Origin of the sequence: Cupriavidus pampae (assembly GCF_914271485.1) — a bacterium.
GTDB classification, from domain to species: Bacteria; Pseudomonadota; Gammaproteobacteria; order Burkholderiales; family Burkholderiaceae; genus Cupriavidus; species Cupriavidus pampae.
Window position 1 is genome coordinate 257,016 of the sequence record NZ_CAJZAG010000008.1, and the last position, 20,941, is coordinate 277,956.

Genomic DNA, 20,941 nt, shown 5'->3' on the forward strand with positions numbered 1-20,941 from the left:
CGGTGTCAAAACGAAATTTGTCAGACTCCGGTGGCATTGTTGTGTCGGCGGAACGGCTTACACGTGCAGATCGGCCTCGGACGTGAACGAGTCGGCGAAGAACGCATCCTCGTGCAGCGCGCACTGCGCCGTGAAGTCTTGCCGCGCGGCGTTGACCATCACCGGCGCGCCGCAGGCATAGACCTCGTGGCCGGACAGATCCGGATGGTCGGCGATCACAGCCTGGTGCACGAAGCCTGTGCGGCCGGTCCACTGATCCTCGTCGGCCGCGTTGGACACGACTGGTACGTACCGGAAGTTCGGCAGATCGCGCGCCCACTGCTCGCACAGCGCGTGCATGTAGAGGTCGCGCGGACGGCGTCCACCCCAGTACAGCGTCATCGGGCGCTCGATGCCGGTGTACGCGGCATGCTCGACGATGGCCTTGATCGGCGCGAAGCCGGTGCCCGAGGCGAGCAAGATGATCGGCTTGTCCGAATCCTCGCGCAGGAAGAAGCTGCCGAGCGGGCCCTCGAAACGCAGGATGTCGCGCTCCTTCATCGCGGGCGCGCCTTCCTTGGCGCCGAACACGTAATCGGTGAACACGCCGCCGGGCATATGGCGGATATGCAGTTCGATCGGGCCTTCCTCGTGCGGCGCGGTGGCGATGGAATAGCTGCGGCGCTTGCCGTCGCGCAGCAGGAATTCGACATACTGGCCAGCCAGGAACTGCATGCGCTCGGTGGCGGGCAACTGCAGACGGATCGACATGACGTCGTCGGTCAGACGCTCGATCCCCTGCACGCGGCAGGGCACCTTCTTGATGGGGATGTCGCCGGCGCCGTGCACCTCGCGGCATTCGATCGTGATGTCGGAGGTGGCGGTCACGCAGCAGAACAGCGCGCGGCCCTCGGTCTTTTCCTGTGCCGTCAGGGCCGACGCGGCATGATCGCCCTGCACGAACGTGCCATCGACCACGCGGCCCTTGCACGAGCCGCATGCACCGTTCTTGCAGCCGTACGGCATGCCGATGCTGTGGCGGAGGGCGCCGCCGAGGATGGTTTCGTCAGCAGCCACTTCAAACTTGTGGCCACTGGGCATGACGGTAACTTGATAAGCCATAATCGGGTCTATGAGCCAAACTCTGTCGCCGCTTGCGGCAACATCCTCTTTGTTGTCTTCTTCCTTGCCGTCCGGTCCGGCACAGTCGCGCCGCCTCGGTCGTCCGCGCCTGCTCATTGTCGGGTGCGGGGACGTGGGCACGCGCTGTCTGCGCATTCTGGCGACACGCATGCGCGTGTTCGCGGTGACATCGCAGCCGGGGCGGCGGGAAACCTTGCGCGCCGCTGGCGCCGTGCCGTTGTTAGCCGATCTCGATCGGCCGGCCACGCTTGCACGCCTGCGCGGACTGGCGGGCCGCGTGCTCGACCTTGCGCCGCCACCGGGACAGGGAGAGGGCGATCCACGCACACGTGCGCTGCTGGCCGCTTTGCGCCGCGGGATGTGGCGGAATGCAGCAAACAGTGCGCGCGCCACGCGCGCCAATGTCGCGCGACATCGTGCGAACGAGCCCGTCATTCTACCCGAGCGAGGCTGGCATCGCGCGTCCGTGCCGCGCACCCCGCACCTCTCGCATCTGGCACCGATGTCGTCCGGCGTCTTCGTCTACGCCAGTACCACCGGCGTCTATGGCGACCGCGGCGGCGCGCGCGTGCAGGAGTTCCATGCCGTGCGTCCGCAGACCGCGCGCGCCCGGCGGCGCGTGGCGGCCGAAGGCAGCGTGCGCGCGTTTGGCCGCGATGCAGGCTGGCGCGCGAGCATCGTGCGGATTCCGGGCATCTACGCCGAGGATCGGCTGCCGCTCGCGCGGCTGCACAAGCGCACGCCGGCGCTGGCGTCGCAGGACGATGTCTACACGAGCCATATCCACGCCGACGACCTCGCGCGCACGATGATCGCCGCGTTATGGCGCGGCCGGCCGCAGCGCGTGGTGCATGCGAGCGACGATACCGAACTGCGCATGGCCGACTACTTCGACCTGGTGGCGGATCGGCGCGGGCTGCCGCGCCCGCCGCGCATCACGCGCCAGGACGCGCGCGAGGTCATCGACCCCACGCTGCTGAGCTTTATGAGCGAGTCGCGCCGGCTCGACAACCACCGGCTCAAACGCGAGCTGCGCGTGCGGCTGCGCTTCCCGACCGTACGGTCGTTCTTCGACGGCTGAGGCCCTGCTTAACCGCTCTGGGTGGATGAGGCGGTGGCACGGCGCTTGCATGGCCATCTGCTGTCTATACAGGATGTGGCATTCCGCCGCTTTGTGGTGCGTCAATGCCGACGAACTGGGTTGGATCGGTGCAAACCCTTCATTGACTTGTATAGACAGGTACCGCTAGATTTCCATCACCCGTCTAACAAGGAGCCGAGAGCATGACCCGAGCAATGCTTGCCGTATTGGGAGCGACCGTATTGGGAGCCACCCTCTGCGTGGCGGGTGCCGCGCACGCCCAGAACGTGCCGGTGACGCTCGGCATGAGCGGGTGGACCGGGTTCGCGCCGCTGACGCTGGCGGACAAGGCCGGCATCTTCAAGAAGAACGGCGTGGACGTCGACATCAAGATGATTCCGCAGAAGGATCGTCATCTTGCGCTCGCTTCGGGGGCCATCCAGTGTGCGGCGACAACCGTCGAGACGCACGTCGCGTGGAATGCCAACGGCGTGCCGATCACGCAGATCGTGCAGCTCGATAAATCGTACGGTGCGGACGGCCTGGCCGTGCGCGGCGACGTCAAGTCATTCGCTGACCTCAAGGGCAAGACCGTGGGCGTGGACGCCCCCGGTACCGCGCCGTATTTCGGCCTGGCGTGGATGCTCAAGAAGAACGGCATGACGCTCAAGGACGTCAAGACCACCACGCTGTCGCCGCAGGCGGCCGCGCAGGCCTTCGTGGCGGGGCAGAACGATGCGGCGATGACGTACGAACCGTATCTGTCGACGGTACGCGCCAATCCCGATAAGGGCCGCATTCTGGCGACCACGCTCGACTATCCGATGGTCACCGACACGCTGGGCTGCGCGCCCAAATGGCTCAAGGAGAATCCGAAAGCCGCGCAGGCGCTGGTGGACAGCTACTTCGAGGCGATCGACATGATCCGCCGCGACCCGGCCAAGTCCAACGAGATCATGGGCGGCGCGGTCAAGCAGACCGGCGAGCAGTTCGCCAAATCGTCCGCATACCTGCGCTGGCAGGACAAGGAAGCCAACCGCGCGTTCTTCGCGGGGGAGCTGGCGAGCTTCAGCAAGGAGTCGGCGGCGCTGCTGCTCGAGATCGGCGTGATCCGGCAAGTGCCGGACGTGACCACGCTGTATGACGCGCGCTTCCTCAAATAAGCCGCCGCGCATGGAAACGTCCACTACGCATTCCTCCGCGCCACCCGCGGCGCTGGCCTCGCCTGCGACGTCCGCGATGTCCATCGGGCGCTGTCATCCGTGGCGACTGCCGCTCGAGCCGGTGTCTCCCCGCGCGCGCTGGCTGCTGGGGCTGTCGTTCTTCGTGCTGTTCTTCGCGGTGTGGGCGCTGGTGACGTTCGGCGGGCTGGTGCCGAAGACCTTCCTTGCCGACCCGCTGACGATGGCGCGCGAGGGCGTGACGCTGTTCACGCAGTATGGCTTTCTCGGCGATATCGGCATGACGGTCTGGCGCGTGATCGGCGGCTTCGTGCTGGCGGCCGTGTTCGCGGTGCCGCTTGGCATCGCGATGGGCGCCTACAAGGCGGCCGAGGCGTTCTTCGAGCCGTTCGTTTCGTTTTGCCGCTACCTGCCCGCGTCGGCCTTCATTCCACTGCTGATCCTGTGGGCTGGCATCGGCGAGACGCAGAAGCTGCTGGTGATCTTTATCGGCTCGTTCTTCCAGATCGTGCTGATGGTCGCGGTGACCGTCGGCGGCGCGCGGCGCGACCTCGTCGAGGCTGCTTACACGCTGGGCGCCACGCCGCGCGGGATCGTGCGCCGCGTGCTGATTCCCGGCGCGGCGCCCGAGATCGCCGAGATCCTGCGACTGGTGCTGGGCTGGGCATGGACCTACGTGATCGTGGCCGAGCTGATTGGGTCGTCCTCGGGCATCGGCCATATGATCACCGACAGCCAGGCGTTGCTGAACACCGGTCAGATCATCTTCGGCATCATCGTGATCGGCTGCATCGGCCTGGTGTCCGACCTCGTCTTCAAGCTGGCCAACCGCCGGCTGTTCCCCTGGAGCGCGATCCGATGAGTGCGTTGTCGATCCAACAGGTTTCCCGCACGTTCACGAGCCCCAACGGTGGCGAAACGCAGGCCTTGCAGCCCGTGGATTTCGAGGTGCGTGACAACGACTTCGTGACGATCCTCGGCCCCTCCGGCTGCGGCAAGTCGACGTTGCTGCGTATCGTTGCCGGGCTCGATCGGCCGACGGGCGGGCGCGTGCTGCTCGACGGCCAGCCCGTGGTTGGGCCGGGCGCGGACCGCGGCATGGTGTTCCAGTCGTACACGTTGTTTCCCTGGCTGACGATCGAGCAGAACGTTCGCTTTGGCCTGCGCGAGCGCGGCATGAGCGTGGCCGAGCAGCGGGAACGCAGCGATTTCTTTATCGCGCGCGTGGGGCTGCGCGGCTTCGAGCGGCATTTTCCGAAGCAGCTGTCGGGAGGCATGCAGCAGCGCACCGCGATCGCCCGTGCGCTGGCCAACGATCCGAAGATCCTGCTGCTGGACGAGCCGTTCGGTGCGCTCGACAACCAGACGCGCGTGCTGATGCAGGAGTTGCTGCTCGGGATCTGGGAGTCCGCGCGCAAGACGGTATTATTCGTCACGCATGATATCGACGAGGCCATCTTTATGGCCAACCGCGTGGCGGTGTTTTCCGCGCGCCCGGGTCGCATCAAATGCGAGATCGCGGTGGATTTTCCCCATCCGCGCCATTACACGATCAAGACTTCGTCCGAATTTTCCGCCTTGAAGGCAAGGCTGACGGAGGAGATCCGGGAAGAGATACGCGCCGAGGCGACGACCGCCGACGCGCACTGAATACCATGAATCACGCCGCCAGCCCGACGTCGCCGTCCTCCCCGTTCGGTACGCCCAACGCACCCGCCGCGCTTTATCAGCAGGTGAAGGACTACATTGCCCGGGAGATCCAGAGCGGCGCATGGCGCCCCGGCGATCGCGTACCGTCCGAGCAGGAGCTGGTGACACGGTTCTCGGTGTCGCGCATGACCGTCAACCGTGCGTTACGCGAATTAGCGGAGCAGGGGCGGGTGGTGCGCGTGGCCGGCGTGGGCACGTTCGTGGCGGAGCACAAGCCCCAGTCGACGCTGCTTTCCGTGGTCAATCTGCAGGATGAGATTCGCATGCGTGGGCACGACTATGCCTGCGACGTGATTCTGGTGGAGCGGGTGGCCGCGTCGATCGAGGTGGCCGCCGCGCTGGACCTGCGCACGGGCGAGTCGGTGTTCCATTCGGTATGCGTGCATCGCGAAGATGGCGTGCCGATTCAGCTCGAGGACCGCTACGTGAATCCGCGCGTGGCACCCGATTTCATTTCCCAGGATTTCCGCAATACGCAGCCCGGGGAATACCTGCTGCGCAATGTGCCTTACGACCAGGTGGAACACGTGGTCGATGCGATCTCGGCGACGCCTGAGCAGGCCGCGCAGCTCGAGATGCCGGTGACGCAGCCGTGCCTGCTGCTGACGCGCCGCACGTGGACCGCCGGTACGCCTGTGACGTTTGTGCGCTGCCTGCATCCCGGCAACCGTTACCGGCTCGGCAGCCGCTTTCGGGCGGACGGCAACCCTGCATTCGGCTAGCAACGTTAACAACGCTGACAACGCTCACAACGTTTAGCAACTTCGTATTCCCATCGCGCCCATTTTTGGCTAAGCTGTATAGACAGGCTTATACAAGAGGTTATAAAGAGACATGACAACCACTTCTAACGTACGCGCGGATGCCCGGCCCCTGCTCGTGCTGACCCCCGGCGAGGTGACGCTGGCCGATCTGCGCCGCATCTATCGCGGCGAAGTGCGCGTGGCCATGGACGATGCGGCCTGGGCTGGCGTCAGGGCGGCGCAGGCAACCGTCCAGGACATCATCGACGCCGATGCGGTGGTGTATGGCATCAACACCGGCTTCGGCAAGCTCGCGCAGTCGCGCATCCCGCATGACAAGCTGGCCCAGCTGCAACGCAACCTGGTGCTGTCGCACAGCGTGGGCACCGGTCCCGATCTGGCCGCGGACACCGTGCGCCTGATCCTCGCGATCAAGGCGATCAGCCTCGCGCGCGGTCATTCGGGCGTGCGGCCGGAAATCATCGAAGCGCTGCTTGTGCTGGCGAACCGCGATGTCACGCCGTGCATTCCGGCCAAGGGGTCGGTGGGTGCGTCGGGCGACCTCGCGCCGTTGGCGCATCTGTCCTGCACGCTGATCGGTGTGGGTGAGGTGATGCTGGATGGTCGGCGCGTGCCGGCGCACGACGGGCTCGCGCATGCCGGGCTCGACGTGTTCACGCTGGGGCCCAAGGAAGGACTGGCGCTGCTCAATGGCACGCAGGTCTCCACCGCGTTGGCGCTGGCGGGATTGTTTGCCGCCGAAGATGCGTTTGCCGCCGGCATCGTCGCGGGCGCGCTCTCGCTCGAGGCGATCAAGGGGTCGGTCAAGCCGTTCGACGCGCGCATCCACGCCGCGCGCGGGCAGACCGGGCAGATTGCCGTAGCCACTGCGGTGCGGGCGATGCTCGACGGCAGCGAGATCGTCGATTCGCACAAGGCGTGCGGCCGCGTGCAGGATCCCTACTCGATCCGCTGCCAGCCGCAGGTGATGGGCGCATGCCTCGACAATCTCGCGCATGCGGCACGCGTGTTGCGCATCGAGGCCAACGCTGCCTCCGACAATCCGCTCGTGTTTGCCGAGTCCGGCGATGTGGTCTCGGGCGGTAATTTCCATGCGGAGCCAGTGGCGTTTGCCGCCGACATCATCGCGCTGGCGATCGCCGAGATTGGCGCGATCTCCGAGCGGCGTCTCGCGTTGCTGCTCGATACCGGATTGTCCGGGCTGCCACCGTTCCTCGTGCGCGATGGCGGCCTGAACTCGGGCTTCATGATCGCGCAGGTCACCGCGGCGGCGCTGGCCTCCGAGAACAAGGCGCTGTCGCACCCGTCGAGCGTGGATAGCCTACCGACTTCGGCCAATCAGGAAGACCACGTGTCGATGGCCACGTACGGCGCGCGCCGGCTGGGCGAAATGGCGGCCAACACGGCCGTGATCGTCGGCATCGAGGCGATGGCCGCCGCGCAGGGCATTGAGTTCCATCGGCCGATGAAATCGTCGCCGCTGGTGGAGAGCGAACTCGCGCGCATTCGCGCGCGCGTCTCATTCGTCGAAGCCGATCGGTATCTCGCACCCGATATCGAGGCCATGAAGCAATGGGTGCAGCAGGGCGATGCCGGCGCCGGCTGGCCCGCGGCGGTGCGCGACATGCTGCCGACCAACGTCTGAACCACGGCTGAACCACGCCACCGTTACCTACAGGATTCCCCGACCATGAACGCCAACGAACATCAATTCGCGCCTTCGTCATCGCCTTCGCCATCCTCTTCATCCGCCCCGGCGCGCGGCCAGCGCGAGGTGCGCGCCCCGCACGGCAACACGCTCCATTGCAAGAACTGGCTGATCGAAGCCGCGTACCGCATGATCCAGAACAACCTCGACCCGGACGTGGCCGAGCGTCCGCAGGACCTCGTGGTGTACGGCGGCATAGGCAAGGCCGCGCGCAACTGGGAATGCTTCGACGCGATCCTCGACAGCCTGCGCCGTCTGGGCGAGGACGAGTCGCTGCTGGTGCAGTCCGGCAAACCGGTCGGCATCTTCCGCACGCACGCCGATGCGCCGCGTGTGTTGATCGCGAATTCGAATCTTGTGCCGCACTGGGCCACGTGGGACAAGTTCAACGAGCTCGATCGCGCGGGGCTGATGATGTACGGGCAGATGACCGCGGGCTCGTGGATCTACATCGGCACGCAGGGCATCGTGCAGGGCACGTTCGAGACATTTGTGGAAGCCGGCAATCAGCACTACGGCGGTGATCTGTCCGGCAAGTGGATCCTGACCGCGGGCCTTGGCGGCATGGGCGGCGCGCAGCCGCTGGCGGGCGTGCTGGCCGGCGCTTGCGTGCTGGCGATCGAATGCCAGGAGTCGCGCATCGACTTCCGCATACGCACGCGCTATCTGGACAAGAAGGCCACCACGATCGACGAGGCGCTGGCGATGATCGCCGACGCGACGAAGAACAAGCAGGCCATCTCGGTGGGTTTATTAGGCAATGCTGCCGAGATCGTGCCCGAACTCGTGCGCCGCGCGCAGGCCGGCGGCATGCGGCCGGATATGGTCACGGATCAGACCTCGGCGCACGACATCGTCAACGGTTACCTGCCCGAGGGCTGGACGGTCGAGCAATGGGAGGACGCGCGCCAGCGCTATCCGAAGTCTGTGGAGGTGGCCGCGCGCGCGTCGATCGTCAAGCATGTGCGGGCGATGCTCGCGTTCCAGCAGATGGGTGTGCCGACGCTCGACTATGGCAACAATATCCGGCAGGTCGCGTTTGACGAGGGCGTGGCCAATGCGTTCGATTTCCCGGGGTTTGTGCCCGCGTATATCCGACCGCTGTTCTGCCGCGGCAAGGGGCCGTTCCGCTGGGTCGCGTTGTCCGGCGATCCCGAGGACATCTACAAGACCGACGCCAAGATGAAGGAGCTGTTCCCCGACGACAAGCCGCTGCATCGCTGGCTCGATATGGCGCGCGATCGTATCGCGTTCCAGGGCCTGCCGTCGCGCATCTGCTGGGTCGGTCTCGACGAACGGCATCGCGCGGGTCTGGCGTTCAACGAAATGGTGAAGTCGGGCGAGCTCAAGGCGCCGATCGTGATCGGGCGCGATCACCTCGATTGCGGGTCCGTCGCGTCGCCGAACCGCGAGACCGAGGCGATGCGCGACGGCTCCGATGCGGTGTCCGACTGGCCGCTGCTCAACGCGCTGCTGAACACGGCCGGTGGCGCCACGTGGGTCAGCCTGCATCACGGTGGTGGCGTGGGCATGGGCTTCTCGCAGCATGCGGGTGTGGTCATCGTGTGCGACGGCACCGATGCGGCCGCGAAGCGCATCGAGCGCGTGTTGTGGAACGATCCGGCCACTGGCGTGATGCGCCATGCCGATGCGGGGTATGAAACCGCGATCGACTGTGCGCACGAGAAGGGCCTCGATCTGCCGATGGTGAAGCGCGCATGAGCGTACGGCGATTCTCGCTCGACGGCATTGCGCCGACGCCATGGAAGAACGGCGGAGGCCAAACGCGCGAGATTGCCGCGTGGCCGCCAGGTGCATCCATGGAGACGTTCGACTGGCGTATCAGCGTGGCCGATATTGCCGCCGATGGTCCGTTCTCGGCGTTTGTGGGGATCGACCGGCAGATCGCGCTGCTCGAGGGTGCGGGCGTAGTGTTGCAGGCCCGCGATGGGACGTTCCGGCACCGGCTCGATCGGCTTGGCGAGCCGTTTCCGTTCACGGGCGATATCGCCGTGGACGCGACGCTGATCGATGGCCCGACGCGCGACTTCAATGTGATGACGCGGCGTGGACGTTGCCGTGCGGTGGTCGAGGCGCTGAGGTCGCCGATCCGGATCGACGGTGACGACGCTATGCTGATGTTCGTCGTCGCGGGCCGCTGGCACGATGCCGACGGCCACCCGCTCGCGGCCGGCGACGGTATGCTGTGGACTGCCGCGTCGATGCGGCGCACGACATTGACGCCCGCGGACACCACAGCACTGTGCCTGCGCGTCACGCTGCATGGGGAGCCGATATGACGACTACCAAGCTTGCAACCGCCGCCGACGGTATCTGGCACAACTGCCATCTGCTGCCCGACGGGGATCCCGCCAACGCGATCCACGATGGCGCGCTCGTGGTGGAAGATGGCCGCATGGTGTGGGTCGGTGCGCACGCGGCCTTGCCAGCAACGTACCAGGAAACACATCTGCCGCGCCACGATGGCCAGGGCGCGTGGATCACCCCCGGGCTTGTCGATTGCCATACGCATCTGGTCTACGGCGGCCAGCGTGCCGACGAATTCGCGATGCGGTTGGCCGGTGCCAGCTACGAGGACATCGCGCGCGCGGGCGGCGGTATCGTTTCCACGGTGCGCGCCACGCGCGAGGCCAGCGAGCAGGCGCTCTTCGAACAGGCCGCGGTGCGTCTGCAGCCGCTGCTCGCGGAGGGCGTTACCGCGATCGAGATCAAGTCCGGCTACGGTCTGTCGCTCGATGCCGAGCGTCGGCAGCTGCGCGTGGCGCGGCGGCTGGGCGAAGCCTATGGTGTGGCCGTGCACACGACCTTCCTCGGTGCGCACGCCTTGCCGCCCGAGTATGCGGGCCGTGCCGACGACTATATCGCGCTGGTCTGCGACACCATGCTCCCCGCGCTAGCGGAGGAGGGGCTGGTCGATGCCGTCGATGCCTTCTGCGAATCGATCGGCTTTTCGACTGCGCAAACCACGCGCGTGTTCGAAGCCGCGGCGCGATATGGACTGCCCGTCAAGCTTCACGCCGAGCAGTTGAGTAACCTCGGTGGTGCGGCGCTGGCCGCGCATTATCGCGCGCTGTCGGCCGATCATCTTGAGCATCTCGACGAGGCCGGCGTCGCGGCAATGGCTGCGGCAGGGACGGTAGCGGTGCTGTTGCCGGGCGCCTACTATTTTCTGCGCGACACGCATCTGCCGCCCATCGCGCTGCTGCGCGAACACGGCGTGCCGATTGCGATCGCGACCGATCACAATCCGGGTACATCGCCGACCACGTCGCTGCTGCTGATGCTGAATATGGCCGCGACGCTGTTCCGGATGACGGTACCCGAAGTGCTGACCGGTGTGACCGTACACGCGGCACGCGCGCTCGGCGCGACGGACCGTCATGGCTTGCTGGCGGCCGGGCGTGATGCGAATTTCGTGTTGTGGCGCGTGGCGTCGCCGGCCGAGCTGGTGTACTGGTTCGGCCGCAATTCGGCGGCGGTGGTGGTGCGGCAGGGTCATGTCTATCCGGGAGCCGAGGCATGAGTTCGAACCTCACCCGACTGTTTGCACGGGAAGCGCTATTGCCCGACGGGTGGGCCAGCGATGTGCTGCTGAGCTGGGATGCGCAGGGCCGGCTGACCGAAGTCTTGCCGGATGCGAAACCCACACCCGAGGTCGAGCAGGCCGTGGGGCCTGTGGTACCGGGCATGCCGAACCTGCATTCACATGCATTCCAGCGCGGCTTCGCGGGGCTGACGGAAGTGCGCGGTGTGTCCGATGGGGATGATCCCGCCGGTGGCGATTCGTTCTGGAGCTGGCGCACGCTGATGTATCGCTTCGCGCTACGGCTCTCGCCGGATACGCTCGAAGCGATTGCCACGCAGTTGTATGTGGAAATGCTGCGCGCGGGCTATACCAGCGTATGCGAGTTTCATTACGTGCATCACGAACCGGACGGCAAGCCATACGCCGATGGTGCCGAGATGTCGTTGCGCCTGCTGCGTGCCGCGCAGCGCGTGGGCATCGGCATGACATTGCTGCCCGTGCTGTACCAGACGGCCGGCTTTGGCGGCAAGCCCGCGCAACAGGATCAGCGCCGCTTCCTGCATCGCACCGACGCGATGCTGAGCCTGCTGCAACGTCTGGCTCCCGCCTGCGCGGCGCATGGCGCGCGGCTCGGCCTGGCGCCGCATTCGCTACGCGCGGTGCCACCTGAGAGCCTTCACGACGCGGTAGCGGGCCTCCACGCGATGGACCGCGATGCGCCCGTGCATATCCATATCGCGGAGCAACAGCGCGAAGTCGATGACTGCCTCGCGTGGACCGGTACGCGGCCCGTGGCATGGCTGCTCGACCATGCCGAGGTCGATGCGCGCTGGTGCCTGGTGCATGCCACGCATATGGACTGGGACGAACGCCGACGACTGGCGCAGAGTGGCGCGGTGGCCGGGATCTGCCCGACCACTGAAGCCAATCTCGGCGATGGCGTGTTCGAGGCCGCGCCTTACTTCGCGCAGCACGGCGCATGGGGCATCGGCTCCGACAGCCATGCGAGCGTGAGCGTGGCGGAGGAACTGCGCACCTTCGAGTATGGGCAGCGACTCGGCCTGCAGCGCCGCAATGTGCTCGCCTCCGACGCGCAGCCGCATGTGGCGGATCGGCTCTGGCTCGATGCGACGCAGGGCGGCGCGCGTGCCGCGCGTCGTGCGGTGGCCGGGCTCGCGGTCGGCCAGCAGGCCGATTTCATCGTGCTCGATGGTGCCAGCGTAGCGCTGGCAGGCCTCGATGGCGCGCAGGCGCTGGCCGTGCATGTGTTCGCCAGTCACGGTCATGAGACACTAGCGGAGGTTCGCACCGCTGGCGTCTGCCGTGTGCGGTATGGCGAGCACCCGCTACAGGCGGAAGCTGGCCAGCTGTTCACGACCGCGCGCGCGCGTTTGCTGACCGATTGATTTCGTTACCCGCCCCCACGCCCAGATTCACGACAAGATGTCCTTCACCACCGATACTCCCGCTTTCACCCTGCATCGCGGCACGCGTCCGCTGCTGGTGTCGATGCCGCACGTCGGCACCTACCTGCCTGCTTCGGTTGCCTCGCGCCTGACCGACGAGGCGCGCACCGTCCCCGACACCGACTGGCACATGGACCGGTTGTACGATTTCGCGCGCGAGCTTGGCGCATCGATTCTGATGGCCACGCACTCGCGTTATGTCATCGATCTGAACCGCCCGCCCGACAACGCGAACCTGTACCCCGGTCAGGACACCACGGGTCTGTGCCCGGTGGATAGCTTCGACAAGACCGCGATCTATGCGGATGGCACCAATGGCCCCGACGACGCCGAGATCGCGGTACGGCGCGATCGGATCTGGCATCCGTATCACACGGCCTTGCAGCAGGAGCTCGCGCGGCTGCGCGCCGAGCACGGCACCATTGGCCTGTGGGACGCGCATTCGATCCGGTCGGTGCTGCCGCGCTTCTTCGAGGGCAAGCTGACGGACTTCAATCTGGGCTCGGCCAACGGGACCAGCAGCGATGCAGGGCTCGCGGCGCGCATGCTGGAGATTGCTAACCTTGTGCCGGGTCACACGGCCGTGCTCAATGGGCGCTTCAAGGGTGGGTATATCACGCGGCAGTATGGCAACCCTGCAGATGGCGTGCACGCGATTCAGCTGGAGCTGACGCAGAGCGCGTACATGATCGAGAGCTATCCGTTCGACTACGACGAGTCGCGCGCCGCGCGCGTGCAGCCGGCGATTCGGAAGATGCTGGAGACGATGTTGCAGTTCGTGGAGTCGAAGGTTTAAAGAGGTTTGCGCCCCTCCCTCAAGGAATCTCAAGGAGAGGAGCGCGCTTCTTATTTCTTCACCACGTTCTTGTTCGCCTTGTTGCCGGTCGCCTGGTTGTACTTCTCCACGTACTCCTCGAACAGCTTGCGAATCGAGCGGCCGATCTTCACGTAGTCGGACTCGTTGAGATTGGCCAGCGACACGCGCCCCGATGGATGCCGCGTGCCGAAGCCACGCCCCGGCAGCAGCACCACGCCTGCCTCCTCCGCGAGCCGGAATAGCAGTTCCACTGGCTCCTGCGAACTCAGCACCCATTTGACGAAGTCCGGCCCGATCGCCTTGCCGCCGAGCTGTTCGATATCGAGCAGCGTGTAGTAGTCGACGACATTCGGATCGCCTTCCTCCGGCGCGATGCCGATCTCGCGGAACAGCGCGGCCTTGCGCTTGCGGATCAGCCGCTTCATCGCCTGCTTGTACGCATCGGGCGTGTCCATGAGCGAGAACAGCGAGAACAGCACCATCTGCACCTGCTGCGGCGTCGACAGGCCGGCGGTGTGATTGAGCGCGACGGTGCGGCTGTCGGCCACCACGCGATCGATGAACTTGAGATCGTCCGGCGTGGTCGTGATCGAGTTGTATCGCTTGTGCAGCGACTTGCGTTGCGCTTCGGGCAGGGCCTTGAGTTGCTCGTCGAACACGTTGTCGCGATGCGTGGCAATGACGCCGAGCCGCCAGCCGGTGGCACCGAAGTACTTCGAGAACGAATACACGAGGATGGTGTTGCGCGGGCATAGCGCGAACAGCGACGTGAAGTCGTCGGCGAACGTGCCGTACACATCGTCGGTCAGGATGATCAGATCGGGACGTTCCTCGACGATCGAGGCCAGATACTCGAGGCTCTCGTCGCTCATGCGCACGGAGGGTGGATTGCTCGGATTGACGAGGAAGAAGGCCTTGACCTTGGGGTCGCGCAGCTTATCCAGCTCCTTGTTCGAATACTGCCAGCGCGCATCGGCGTCGGCATTGATGTTCAGTTCCACGAGCTGGTAATCATTGAGCTCCGGGATCTCGATGTAGGGCGTGAAGATTGGCATGCCCAGTGCGATGGTGTCGCCGGCCTTGAGCAGGTGGTTCTCGCGCATCGAGTTGAACAGGTAGGTCATCGCGGCCGTGCCGCCTTCCACCGCGAACAGGTCGAACTCGCCGATAAACGGATGATTGCCGATCATCTCCTTGCGGATGTACTGACCGACGATGACCTCGGAGAGCCGCAGCATGCGGTCGGGTACCGGGTAGTTGCACGCGAGAATGCCTTCGCACATCTCGTACAGGAAATCGCCGGCGTTCAGGCCAAGTTGATCGCGTACGTATGACACCGCGCCTGCCAGGACCGGGCGTGCTGGCACATTCGCGCGCGAACAGATCGAAGCGTTCCTCGATGCCTTCGCGGCGCGGAAAGCCGCCGACGCCCTCAGGCATATACGAGAACGAGCGCTCGGACTCGCGCATCGCGAACTGGCCCAGTTGCCAGAAGCCGTGCCGCGGCACGGTGGCAAGAAAGTTCGGATTGCCGCGGCCCGCGTTCAGCATCAGGCAGTCGCTGCGGCTGCTGGCAAGCTTGATCAGTTCGTCCTTGAGTTCGAATGGCGAGAGACTGGCCAGCTTGGCCAGATCGGGTTTGCTCATGGCTACGCTCCTCTGTGAATGATGTCGCTGCGTGCTAGACGAGACCCACGACCAGAGGGCCGAGCAGGGTCAGCAATACGTTGGCAATGGCATAGGTGATGGCGAACGGCACCGTCGGCACGGGGCTTTCGGCCTTGTCGAGAATGCCGCCGAATGCCGGGTTGGCGCTGCGCGAGCCGGACAGTGCGCCGGCCAGAATTGCCGCGTTGTCGTAACGCAGCACATAGCGGCCGAACAGCATCGTCAGGAACAACGGCAGCAGCGTGACGACGGCGCCGAGAAGGAAGATCGTCAATCCGCTTTGCTTCAACGTGGACACGGCTTGCAGGCCCGAGTTGATGCCGACGATCGCGACGAATGCGGCGAGGCCGAAGTCCTTCAGCAACTGGCATGCGGCGGTCGGCATCGCGCCGTACATAGGGTGCTTGGAGCGGGCCCAGCCGAACACCAGACCGGACAGCAGCGCGCCGCCGCCCGAGCCGAGCGTGAGCGGGATCGAGCCGATGCGTACCACGAGCAGGCCGATCAGCAGCCCGACCAGCACGCCGGCGCCAAAGTAGACGAAGTCGGTCTTCTCGCTGGGCTGCAGCTCGTAACCCGCACGTTGCGCGGCGCGCTTGGTATCGGCGGGGGTGCCGTAGAACGTGATGATGTCGCCGTGCTGCAGATGCACGTCGGGCAGCAATGGCAGCGGGTGCTCGGCGCGCTCGATGCGTTCGAGGTACACGCCATGGCGCATCTCGCGGCTGACATTGGCGATGATCTCGCCGAGCGTCTTGTCGTTCATGCCCTTCGCCGTGAGCACCGCGCGCCGCGTCTGCATGACCACGCCCATGCCTTCCGCATCGGCCACTTCCTCGCCGATAACGAGCGCGGTGGGTACCATGGCGTCGCGGCGTCCCACCATCAGCACGAGATCGCCGGCCTGTAGCACCGTGTCCTGCGTGACATCCAACGCCTTGCCCGCGCGCTGGATTTTCTCGACGGTGACCAGATCGTCGCCGCCGGTTTCGATCTGCGACACGGTCTTGCCCGCGGCGCCGGTCACGCGGAACAGCCGTCCCACCAGACGGGGCAGGGCGCCGGCCTGACCGGGTCCGAACTGCGGCAGACCACCGTGCATGGCGGCCTCGACCTTCTTCGAATCGGTCTTGAGATCCGATCCCATGAAGCGTGGCAGGATGTTCACGCAGACGATGATCGCGCCGAGCGAGCCGAACACATACGTCACCGCGTAGCCGATTGCGACATTGGCCTGCAGCGTCTTGACCTCCTCCGGTGGCAGGCCGAGCTTGGTGATCGCATCGCCGGCGGTGCCGATGATGGCCGACTGCGTCATGCCGCCGGCCGCGAGCCCCGCCGCCAGCCCCTTGTCGAGGTGGAACAGCTTGGCCAGCACGACCACGGTCACGAGCCCGGCCACGGCCATAAACACCGCCATCGCAATCTCGCGCATCGAGCTGCGGTTCAGCGAGTTGAAGAATTGCGGGCCGCTTTCATAGCCCACCGCGTAGATGAACACCGCGAACATCACGGCCTTGACGCCGTTGTCGAGCTCCACGCCGACCTGACTGATGACGACAGCGGCCAGCAGCGAGCCCGCTACGCCGCCGAGCTGGAACTTGCCGAACGTGATCTTGCCGATCGCGTAGCCGACTGCCAGCGACAGAAATAGTGCGGATTCCGGGGATTTCTGGAAGATGTTGTGCAGCCATTCCATGAAGACCTCCTCTTGCCTGTGATGCGATCGGCGTGGGCCGAACGACGGTGCAAACCGGGGAGCGAGCGCGTGATTCTCTGCGTCGTCGGAAATCGCATCGGTGATCGTGATTGCGAATCACGGGTGTGCTGTTGCCTGCGGCGCGTCCACCTAGTCGAGGAGCCATGCCACGATCAGCGTGCAGCGGGTACCGTCAGGAACGGTGTAGGGGATTATCCGCGCGGCACTTCGCGTCGCGAATTGAAACGTTTCGTAGGCGATCTAAGCGGCGTCAACAATCCGTGGCTCGTAGCCGTGGCGCGCGAGGTGGCGGGGATGCAAGGCGCGCGGAAGGTTTGCCGGGTGGCAACGCGCGGAAGTCGGTGGTGAGGGGGCAGTGGGAGCAGCGACCTCCCAGAATACGGGGCCGCGCGCAGCGGGCGCGGCCCTTGGCAGAGCGGTTACTTGCCGCTGTTGAGCCGATCCTGAATATGCTGGGCGCGTGCGGCGGAGCCCGGGTGCGAACTCAGCAAACTCGAGTTGCCGCCATCGAGCTTCGCCAGCTTCTGGAACGCGGTGACGAGCGCCTGACGGTTCTGCCCGTTCTTCGTGAGCAGATCGTACGAGTAATCGTCCGCGGCGCTTTCCTGACGCTGCGAGAACTGCGCGTTGATAAACGTCTCGCCCAGCTCGCCAACCTGCGACGATGACAGCGCCGTCAGCGTGGTGCTGCCCAGCGAGCCAAGCAGCCCGCGCGCGGCCGCGGTGGAGTACGCAACCTGCATCGCGGCCTTGGTATGACCGAGCGCCACGTGACCGATCTCGTGACCGAGTACGCCGCGCACCTCGTCATCGGTCATCAGGTCCATCAACCCGCTGTAGACACGCACGCAACCATTGGCCATGGCCCAGGCATTGACGTCCTTGGTCATGTAGACCTTGGCATCGAGCGGCAGACCCGTGTTCTTGAGCCCATTCATGATGGTGGTCAGTCGTTTGGCATAGGTGCTGTCCGCGGGCGCAATGGTGTTCTTCTTGTCCATCTCTGCGCAGGACTGATCGGAGAGCTGCTTGACGTTGGCGTCAGACAGTGACGCCGCCGAAAACAGACTACCTCCGGCCTGCGTCAGGCCATCGTAATTGGTGCCGGCACACCCGGCCATCAGGAGCGCGCAGCCAAAGGCCGCCGCCGTCGCGGAGATGCGAGTCATGGTGCGAGTCATGGTCGTTCCCTGAAGTTCGTGTTGTCGTACGGCGGCTTGTACCCAGCCGCAACGAGCAGGATAGACCGCGGAAACAGGACAGGGAAGTGGGCGAAGTCTTACAAACGGGCGTGCAGTTTCAGAGTCGTCTCATTGGAAAGGGCGAGGCATCCGCGCAAGCTGCCGGTACGGGAACCGGAGAAACTGATGAGGATGACAAGGCAAAAGGTGCGAAAGAAGTACGCGGCGTCGGTGCCGCTTGATAAAGCAACCGTGGAAGCGCTAGCGCAGGATCCAGGGCTAGCGGCGGAATTCCTCAAGGCTGCGCTCGAGGAACTCGACGCCCCCGATACAGCGCCAGTGGGTCTGCTTGCGCTTGAGGACCTAGCGATGGCGTATGGGAGCCCACAAGGCACTCACGCCGTCCTGCAAGATCTCGGCTTTGACGACGCGGAAGAACTGTCGGCGAAGAGCGTACTTGCGCGCAACCTCAACAACCTGCTCGTTGATCGAAGGCTGGGCCACTCGGAGACGGTGGCGATTACCGGCATGACGCCGTCCGAGTTGGCACAGGTACGCCGCTACAAACTCCGGAACATCGGCCTGGAGCATCTGATCTGGGCGGTGGCATCTATGGCGTGCACCGGGAAGGCTCGATTGCCAGAGCCCGAGCATGACGTTGGTGACACCGCGCAGAACTGCGAGATCCAGTCATGAAACTTGAACGATTGCATCTGAAGAGCTTCCGGTGTTTTGACGAGCTTACTGTGGACTTTGGTGAGCGGTTGACTGTCATCGTCGCAGACAGCGGCGGGGGCAAGACCGCTTTGCTGGATGCGGTTGCGATTGGATTGGGACGGTGTACCACCAAATTGCGGGGACTTACACGCTCCACCATTAAAGAAACGGACTTTCGCATCTCTGAGGACGAGCGTTACGAACCATACGTGATGCTAGCGTGGGAAGCCGAATCACACGATGGACAACCCATCGCTTGGTTGATAGGGCGCAGGCGCGATGTAGCGGTAACCGGCGCCACGATCAGAGAAAGCATGTCCCACGCGCAACTGACCTTGATGCAGCGGGGATTGAAAGCCATCAACGCGTACGTGCTAAGCCTTGTGGATGCGGATAGTAAGCAGTCACCCTATTTTCTTCCTGTTGTCGTGTACTACGTCGCGAATCGCGCTACGCGCGACGAGTTGCGGGATCGCACTGACTTTAAGAAGACCTGCCTCCGCTTCGATGCACTGGCTGGCGCGCTGAACCCAATCTCGCGATTCCGCGCAGCGTTCGAATGGTTCCGCGCCAAGGAGGATGATGAGCGTCGCGAACAGAGATCACGCCAAGACTTCGACTATCGGCACCCAGTGCTCGAGATGGTACGCAACGCACTCGAACGGATTCTCCCCACAGGGTTTCGCAACCCTAGGACAATTCTTAGTCCGCCGCGCTTCGTCATCGACAGGGACATGCCTGACCACAGTACGCAAACGCTTCGCATCAGCCAACTTAGCGATGGCTTCAGGGCGGTGCTGGCCCTGACCATGGACTTAGCGAGCCGAATGTTGCAAGCCAACGGCAATGGCCTGCCCGCGGATATGGAGGGAATCAATCCACTAGATCTGCCTGGGATCGCCCTGATCGACCAAGTCGACCTGCATCTGCACCCCGCCTGGCAACGCCGTATCCTGACCGATTTGATGCGGACGTTCTCACAGACGCAATTCATCGTCAGCACCAACAGCCCGCAAGTCCTCAGCATGGTTAAGCGGGAAGACGTGCGAATCGTATGCAGGGATGCCGAGGGCCGGTCGATTGCGACAAGTCCATTGGCCAAGACCTACGGCGCGCCTAGTGATGACGTCTTGCAGTCGGTCATGCATGTCGATCCACAGCCTCCAGTGACCGAAAAGGAAGGGCTGCAGCAACTCACGGAGTGGGTTGATCAAGGTCGGCATCTGGAAGACCAAGCTGTAGATCTCTTGAAGCGCCTGACAACCACGTTGGGTGAGCAGCATCCCCAACTACTGCGACTTCACCGCAGCATCCGCAGGCAGGAGACATTAGAAAGGTGAAGGCATTTTCTCCCACTGGCCGAAGCGTGCCGAGCTATCGTCCACGGGACCAGAGCGTTCCTGCTTAGTCATCTGTCCGAATTAATGTGCCACAAAAGGCATATTTGGCGCCGTGCGGCAGCAGCACACGAATGAGGCCTATGGCTTTGCGATGTTGTACAAAAGATCGTACAATGCATTCGTGCATGCCCCTCGCTAAACACTTGGAACTGAACTCACTAGGCCGCGAACTATGTTGAACTGACACTACATCCGAGAACCGATCGACTGAATTACTTGCATTGAGGTTTGTATGAACATCCTGACTTTCAGCGAGGCGCGAGCCGGCTTCAAGCAGGCGCTGGATTCGGTTTGCAAAGACCATGAGCCCACTGTCATCACTCGGCAGCGGGGCGAGCATGTCGTGCTGATTTCGCTTGAGGACTACAACAGCATGCAAGAGACACTGCATCTGCTGGGATCCGAAAAGAATGCGGAGCGGTTGCGGGAATCTATCGCTGAGTTTCGAGCTGGCAAGGCCTCCATCAAGCAATTGGTGAGACATGAGCCAGAAACAAAAGGCGAAAAACAAGGCAGCCGCGGAAAGTAGCTGTCGATTTGCATGGTCATCGCATGCGTGGGACGACTACCTGCATTGGCAGAAGATGGACATGCGCATCGTGGAAGAAATAAACGGGCTCCTCGAGGAGATTGCCCGTAACCCATTCACGGGCACCGGCAAGCCGGAGCCGCTGAAAGGGGACTTGACGGGGTTCTGGTCTCGCCGCATCACGAAGGCCGATCGTCTGGTCTACATCGTTCAGGACGGCATCATCTACGTGATGCAGTGCAGGCAGCATTATTGAATGCAGCAAGGCGGACGGTGACCGTCCGCCCTGTCATTGTGGGCACGTATGGTGGTGCGCATACCTGCCGACTT

At 64.3% G+C, this 20,941-nt stretch carries 18 protein-coding genes and 1 pseudogene; 15 read left to right on the plus strand and 4 right to left on the minus strand.

The window, feature by feature from the left end:
- Nucleotides 1-57 precede the first annotated feature (57 nt).
- Entirely contained in the window at nt 58-1,101 is a 1,044-nt protein-coding gene (locus LDO41_RS21210; protein ID WP_223991766.1) for a CDP-6-deoxy-delta-3,4-glucoseen reductase, read from the minus strand.
- Nucleotides 1,102-1,111: 10 nt separating this feature from the next.
- Here LDO41_RS21210 and LDO41_RS21215 point away from each other — a divergent pair, with 10 nt between their 5' ends.
- The 11 genes from LDO41_RS21215 (at nt 1,112) to hutG (ending at nt 13,375) form a co-directional block, all read left to right on the plus strand.
- On the plus strand, nt 1,112-2,203 hold the full coding sequence (locus tag LDO41_RS21215; RefSeq protein ID WP_223991767.1) for an NAD-dependent epimerase/dehydratase family protein: 1,092 nt from the start codon (nt 1,112-1,114) through the stop codon (nt 2,201-2,203).
- 203 nt (nt 2,204-2,406) lie between these two features.
- On the plus strand, nt 2,407-3,366 hold the full coding sequence (locus LDO41_RS21220; RefSeq protein ID WP_377741061.1) for an ABC transporter substrate-binding protein: 960 nt from the start codon (nt 2,407-2,409) through the stop codon (nt 3,364-3,366).
- A 10-nt stretch (nt 3,367-3,376) separates the two neighbouring features.
- Nucleotides 3,377-4,246: an ABC transporter permease gene (locus LDO41_RS21225; RefSeq protein ID WP_223991768.1), complete on the plus strand. Its 870-nt coding sequence runs from the start codon at nt 3,377-3,379 to the stop codon at nt 4,244-4,246.
- Entirely contained in the window at nt 4,243-5,034 is a 792-nt protein-coding gene (locus tag LDO41_RS21230; protein WP_223991770.1) for an ABC transporter ATP-binding protein, read from the plus strand. The genes LDO41_RS21225 and LDO41_RS21230 overlap by 4 nt, the downstream gene beginning before the upstream one ends.
- 5 nt (nt 5,035-5,039) lie before the next feature.
- A complete protein-coding gene (gene hutC / locus LDO41_RS21235) occupies nt 5,040-5,816 on the plus strand; it encodes a histidine utilization repressor (RefSeq protein WP_223991772.1) in 777 nt (258 codons plus the stop codon).
- Between the two features lie 112 nt (nt 5,817-5,928).
- Nucleotides 5,929-7,503: a histidine ammonia-lyase gene (gene hutH / locus LDO41_RS21240; protein WP_223991774.1), complete on the plus strand. Its 1,575-nt coding sequence runs from the start codon at nt 5,929-5,931 to the stop codon at nt 7,501-7,503.
- A 45-nt stretch (nt 7,504-7,548) separates the two neighbouring features.
- Nucleotides 7,549-9,288, plus strand: a complete 1,740-nt coding sequence (gene hutU, locus LDO41_RS21245) for a urocanate hydratase (protein WP_223991776.1) — start codon at nt 7,549-7,551, stop codon at nt 9,286-9,288.
- On the plus strand, nt 9,285-9,866 hold the full coding sequence (locus tag LDO41_RS21250) for a HutD/Ves family protein (protein WP_223991778.1): 582 nt from the start codon (nt 9,285-9,287) through the stop codon (nt 9,864-9,866). Before hutU ends, LDO41_RS21250 begins: the two co-directional genes overlap by 4 nt.
- Nucleotides 9,863-11,110, plus strand: coding sequence for an imidazolonepropionase (hutI, locus tag LDO41_RS21255; protein WP_223991780.1), 1,248 nt, complete (start codon nt 9,863-9,865; stop codon nt 11,108-11,110). Before LDO41_RS21250 ends, hutI begins: the two co-directional genes overlap by 4 nt.
- Nucleotides 11,107-12,519: a formimidoylglutamate deiminase gene (locus LDO41_RS21260; protein ID WP_223991782.1), complete on the plus strand. Its 1,413-nt coding sequence runs from the start codon at nt 11,107-11,109 to the stop codon at nt 12,517-12,519. Before hutI ends, LDO41_RS21260 begins: the two co-directional genes overlap by 4 nt.
- A gap of 37 nt (nt 12,520-12,556) precedes the next feature.
- Nucleotides 12,557-13,375, plus strand: coding sequence for an N-formylglutamate deformylase (gene hutG, locus LDO41_RS21265; protein ID WP_223991784.1), 819 nt, complete (start codon nt 12,557-12,559; stop codon nt 13,373-13,375).
- Between the two features lie 50 nt (nt 13,376-13,425).
- Here hutG and LDO41_RS21270 read toward each other — a convergent pair.
- From LDO41_RS21270 to loiP, 3 genes and pseudogenes are all read right to left on the minus strand, one after another.
- A pseudogene (locus tag LDO41_RS21270) lies at nt 13,426-15,043 on the minus strand (bifunctional aspartate transaminase/aspartate 4-decarboxylase).
- 34 nt (nt 15,044-15,077) lie between these two features.
- The gene (gene aspT, locus LDO41_RS21275) at nt 15,078-16,763 is read right to left on the minus strand and encodes an aspartate-alanine antiporter (protein WP_223991786.1); all 1,686 of its coding nucleotides are present in this window, start codon (nt 16,761-16,763) and stop codon (nt 15,078-15,080) included.
- A gap of 440 nt (nt 16,764-17,203) precedes the next feature.
- Nucleotides 17,204-17,953, minus strand: coding sequence for a metalloprotease LoiP (loiP, locus tag LDO41_RS21280; RefSeq protein ID WP_223991788.1), 750 nt, complete (start codon nt 17,951-17,953; stop codon nt 17,204-17,206).
- A gap of 204 nt (nt 17,954-18,157) precedes the next feature.
- On the opposite strand from loiP, the gene LDO41_RS21285 reads away from it, so the two are divergent.
- The 4 genes from LDO41_RS21285 to LDO41_RS21300 all read left to right on the plus strand — a co-directional run bounded on the left by LDO41_RS21285 (nt 18,158) and on the right by LDO41_RS21300 (nt 20,867).
- Nucleotides 18,158-18,661: an XRE family transcriptional regulator gene (locus LDO41_RS21285; RefSeq protein ID WP_223991789.1), complete on the plus strand. Its 504-nt coding sequence runs from the start codon at nt 18,158-18,160 to the stop codon at nt 18,659-18,661.
- Entirely contained in the window at nt 18,658-20,022 is a 1,365-nt protein-coding gene (locus LDO41_RS21290; protein WP_223991790.1) for an AAA family ATPase, read from the plus strand. Before LDO41_RS21285 ends, LDO41_RS21290 begins: the two co-directional genes overlap by 4 nt.
- Nucleotides 20,023-20,314: 292 nt before the next feature.
- Nucleotides 20,315-20,611, plus strand: coding sequence for a type II toxin-antitoxin system Phd/YefM family antitoxin (locus LDO41_RS21295; RefSeq protein WP_223991791.1), 297 nt, complete (start codon nt 20,315-20,317; stop codon nt 20,609-20,611).
- Nucleotides 20,565-20,867 carry a Txe/YoeB family addiction module toxin gene (locus tag LDO41_RS21300; RefSeq protein ID WP_223991792.1) on the plus strand — a complete coding sequence of 101 codons (303 nt, stop codon included), beginning with the start codon at nt 20,565-20,567 and terminating at the stop codon, nt 20,865-20,867. The genes LDO41_RS21295 and LDO41_RS21300 overlap by 47 nt, the downstream gene beginning before the upstream one ends.
- Nucleotides 20,868-20,941 lie beyond the last annotated feature (74 nt).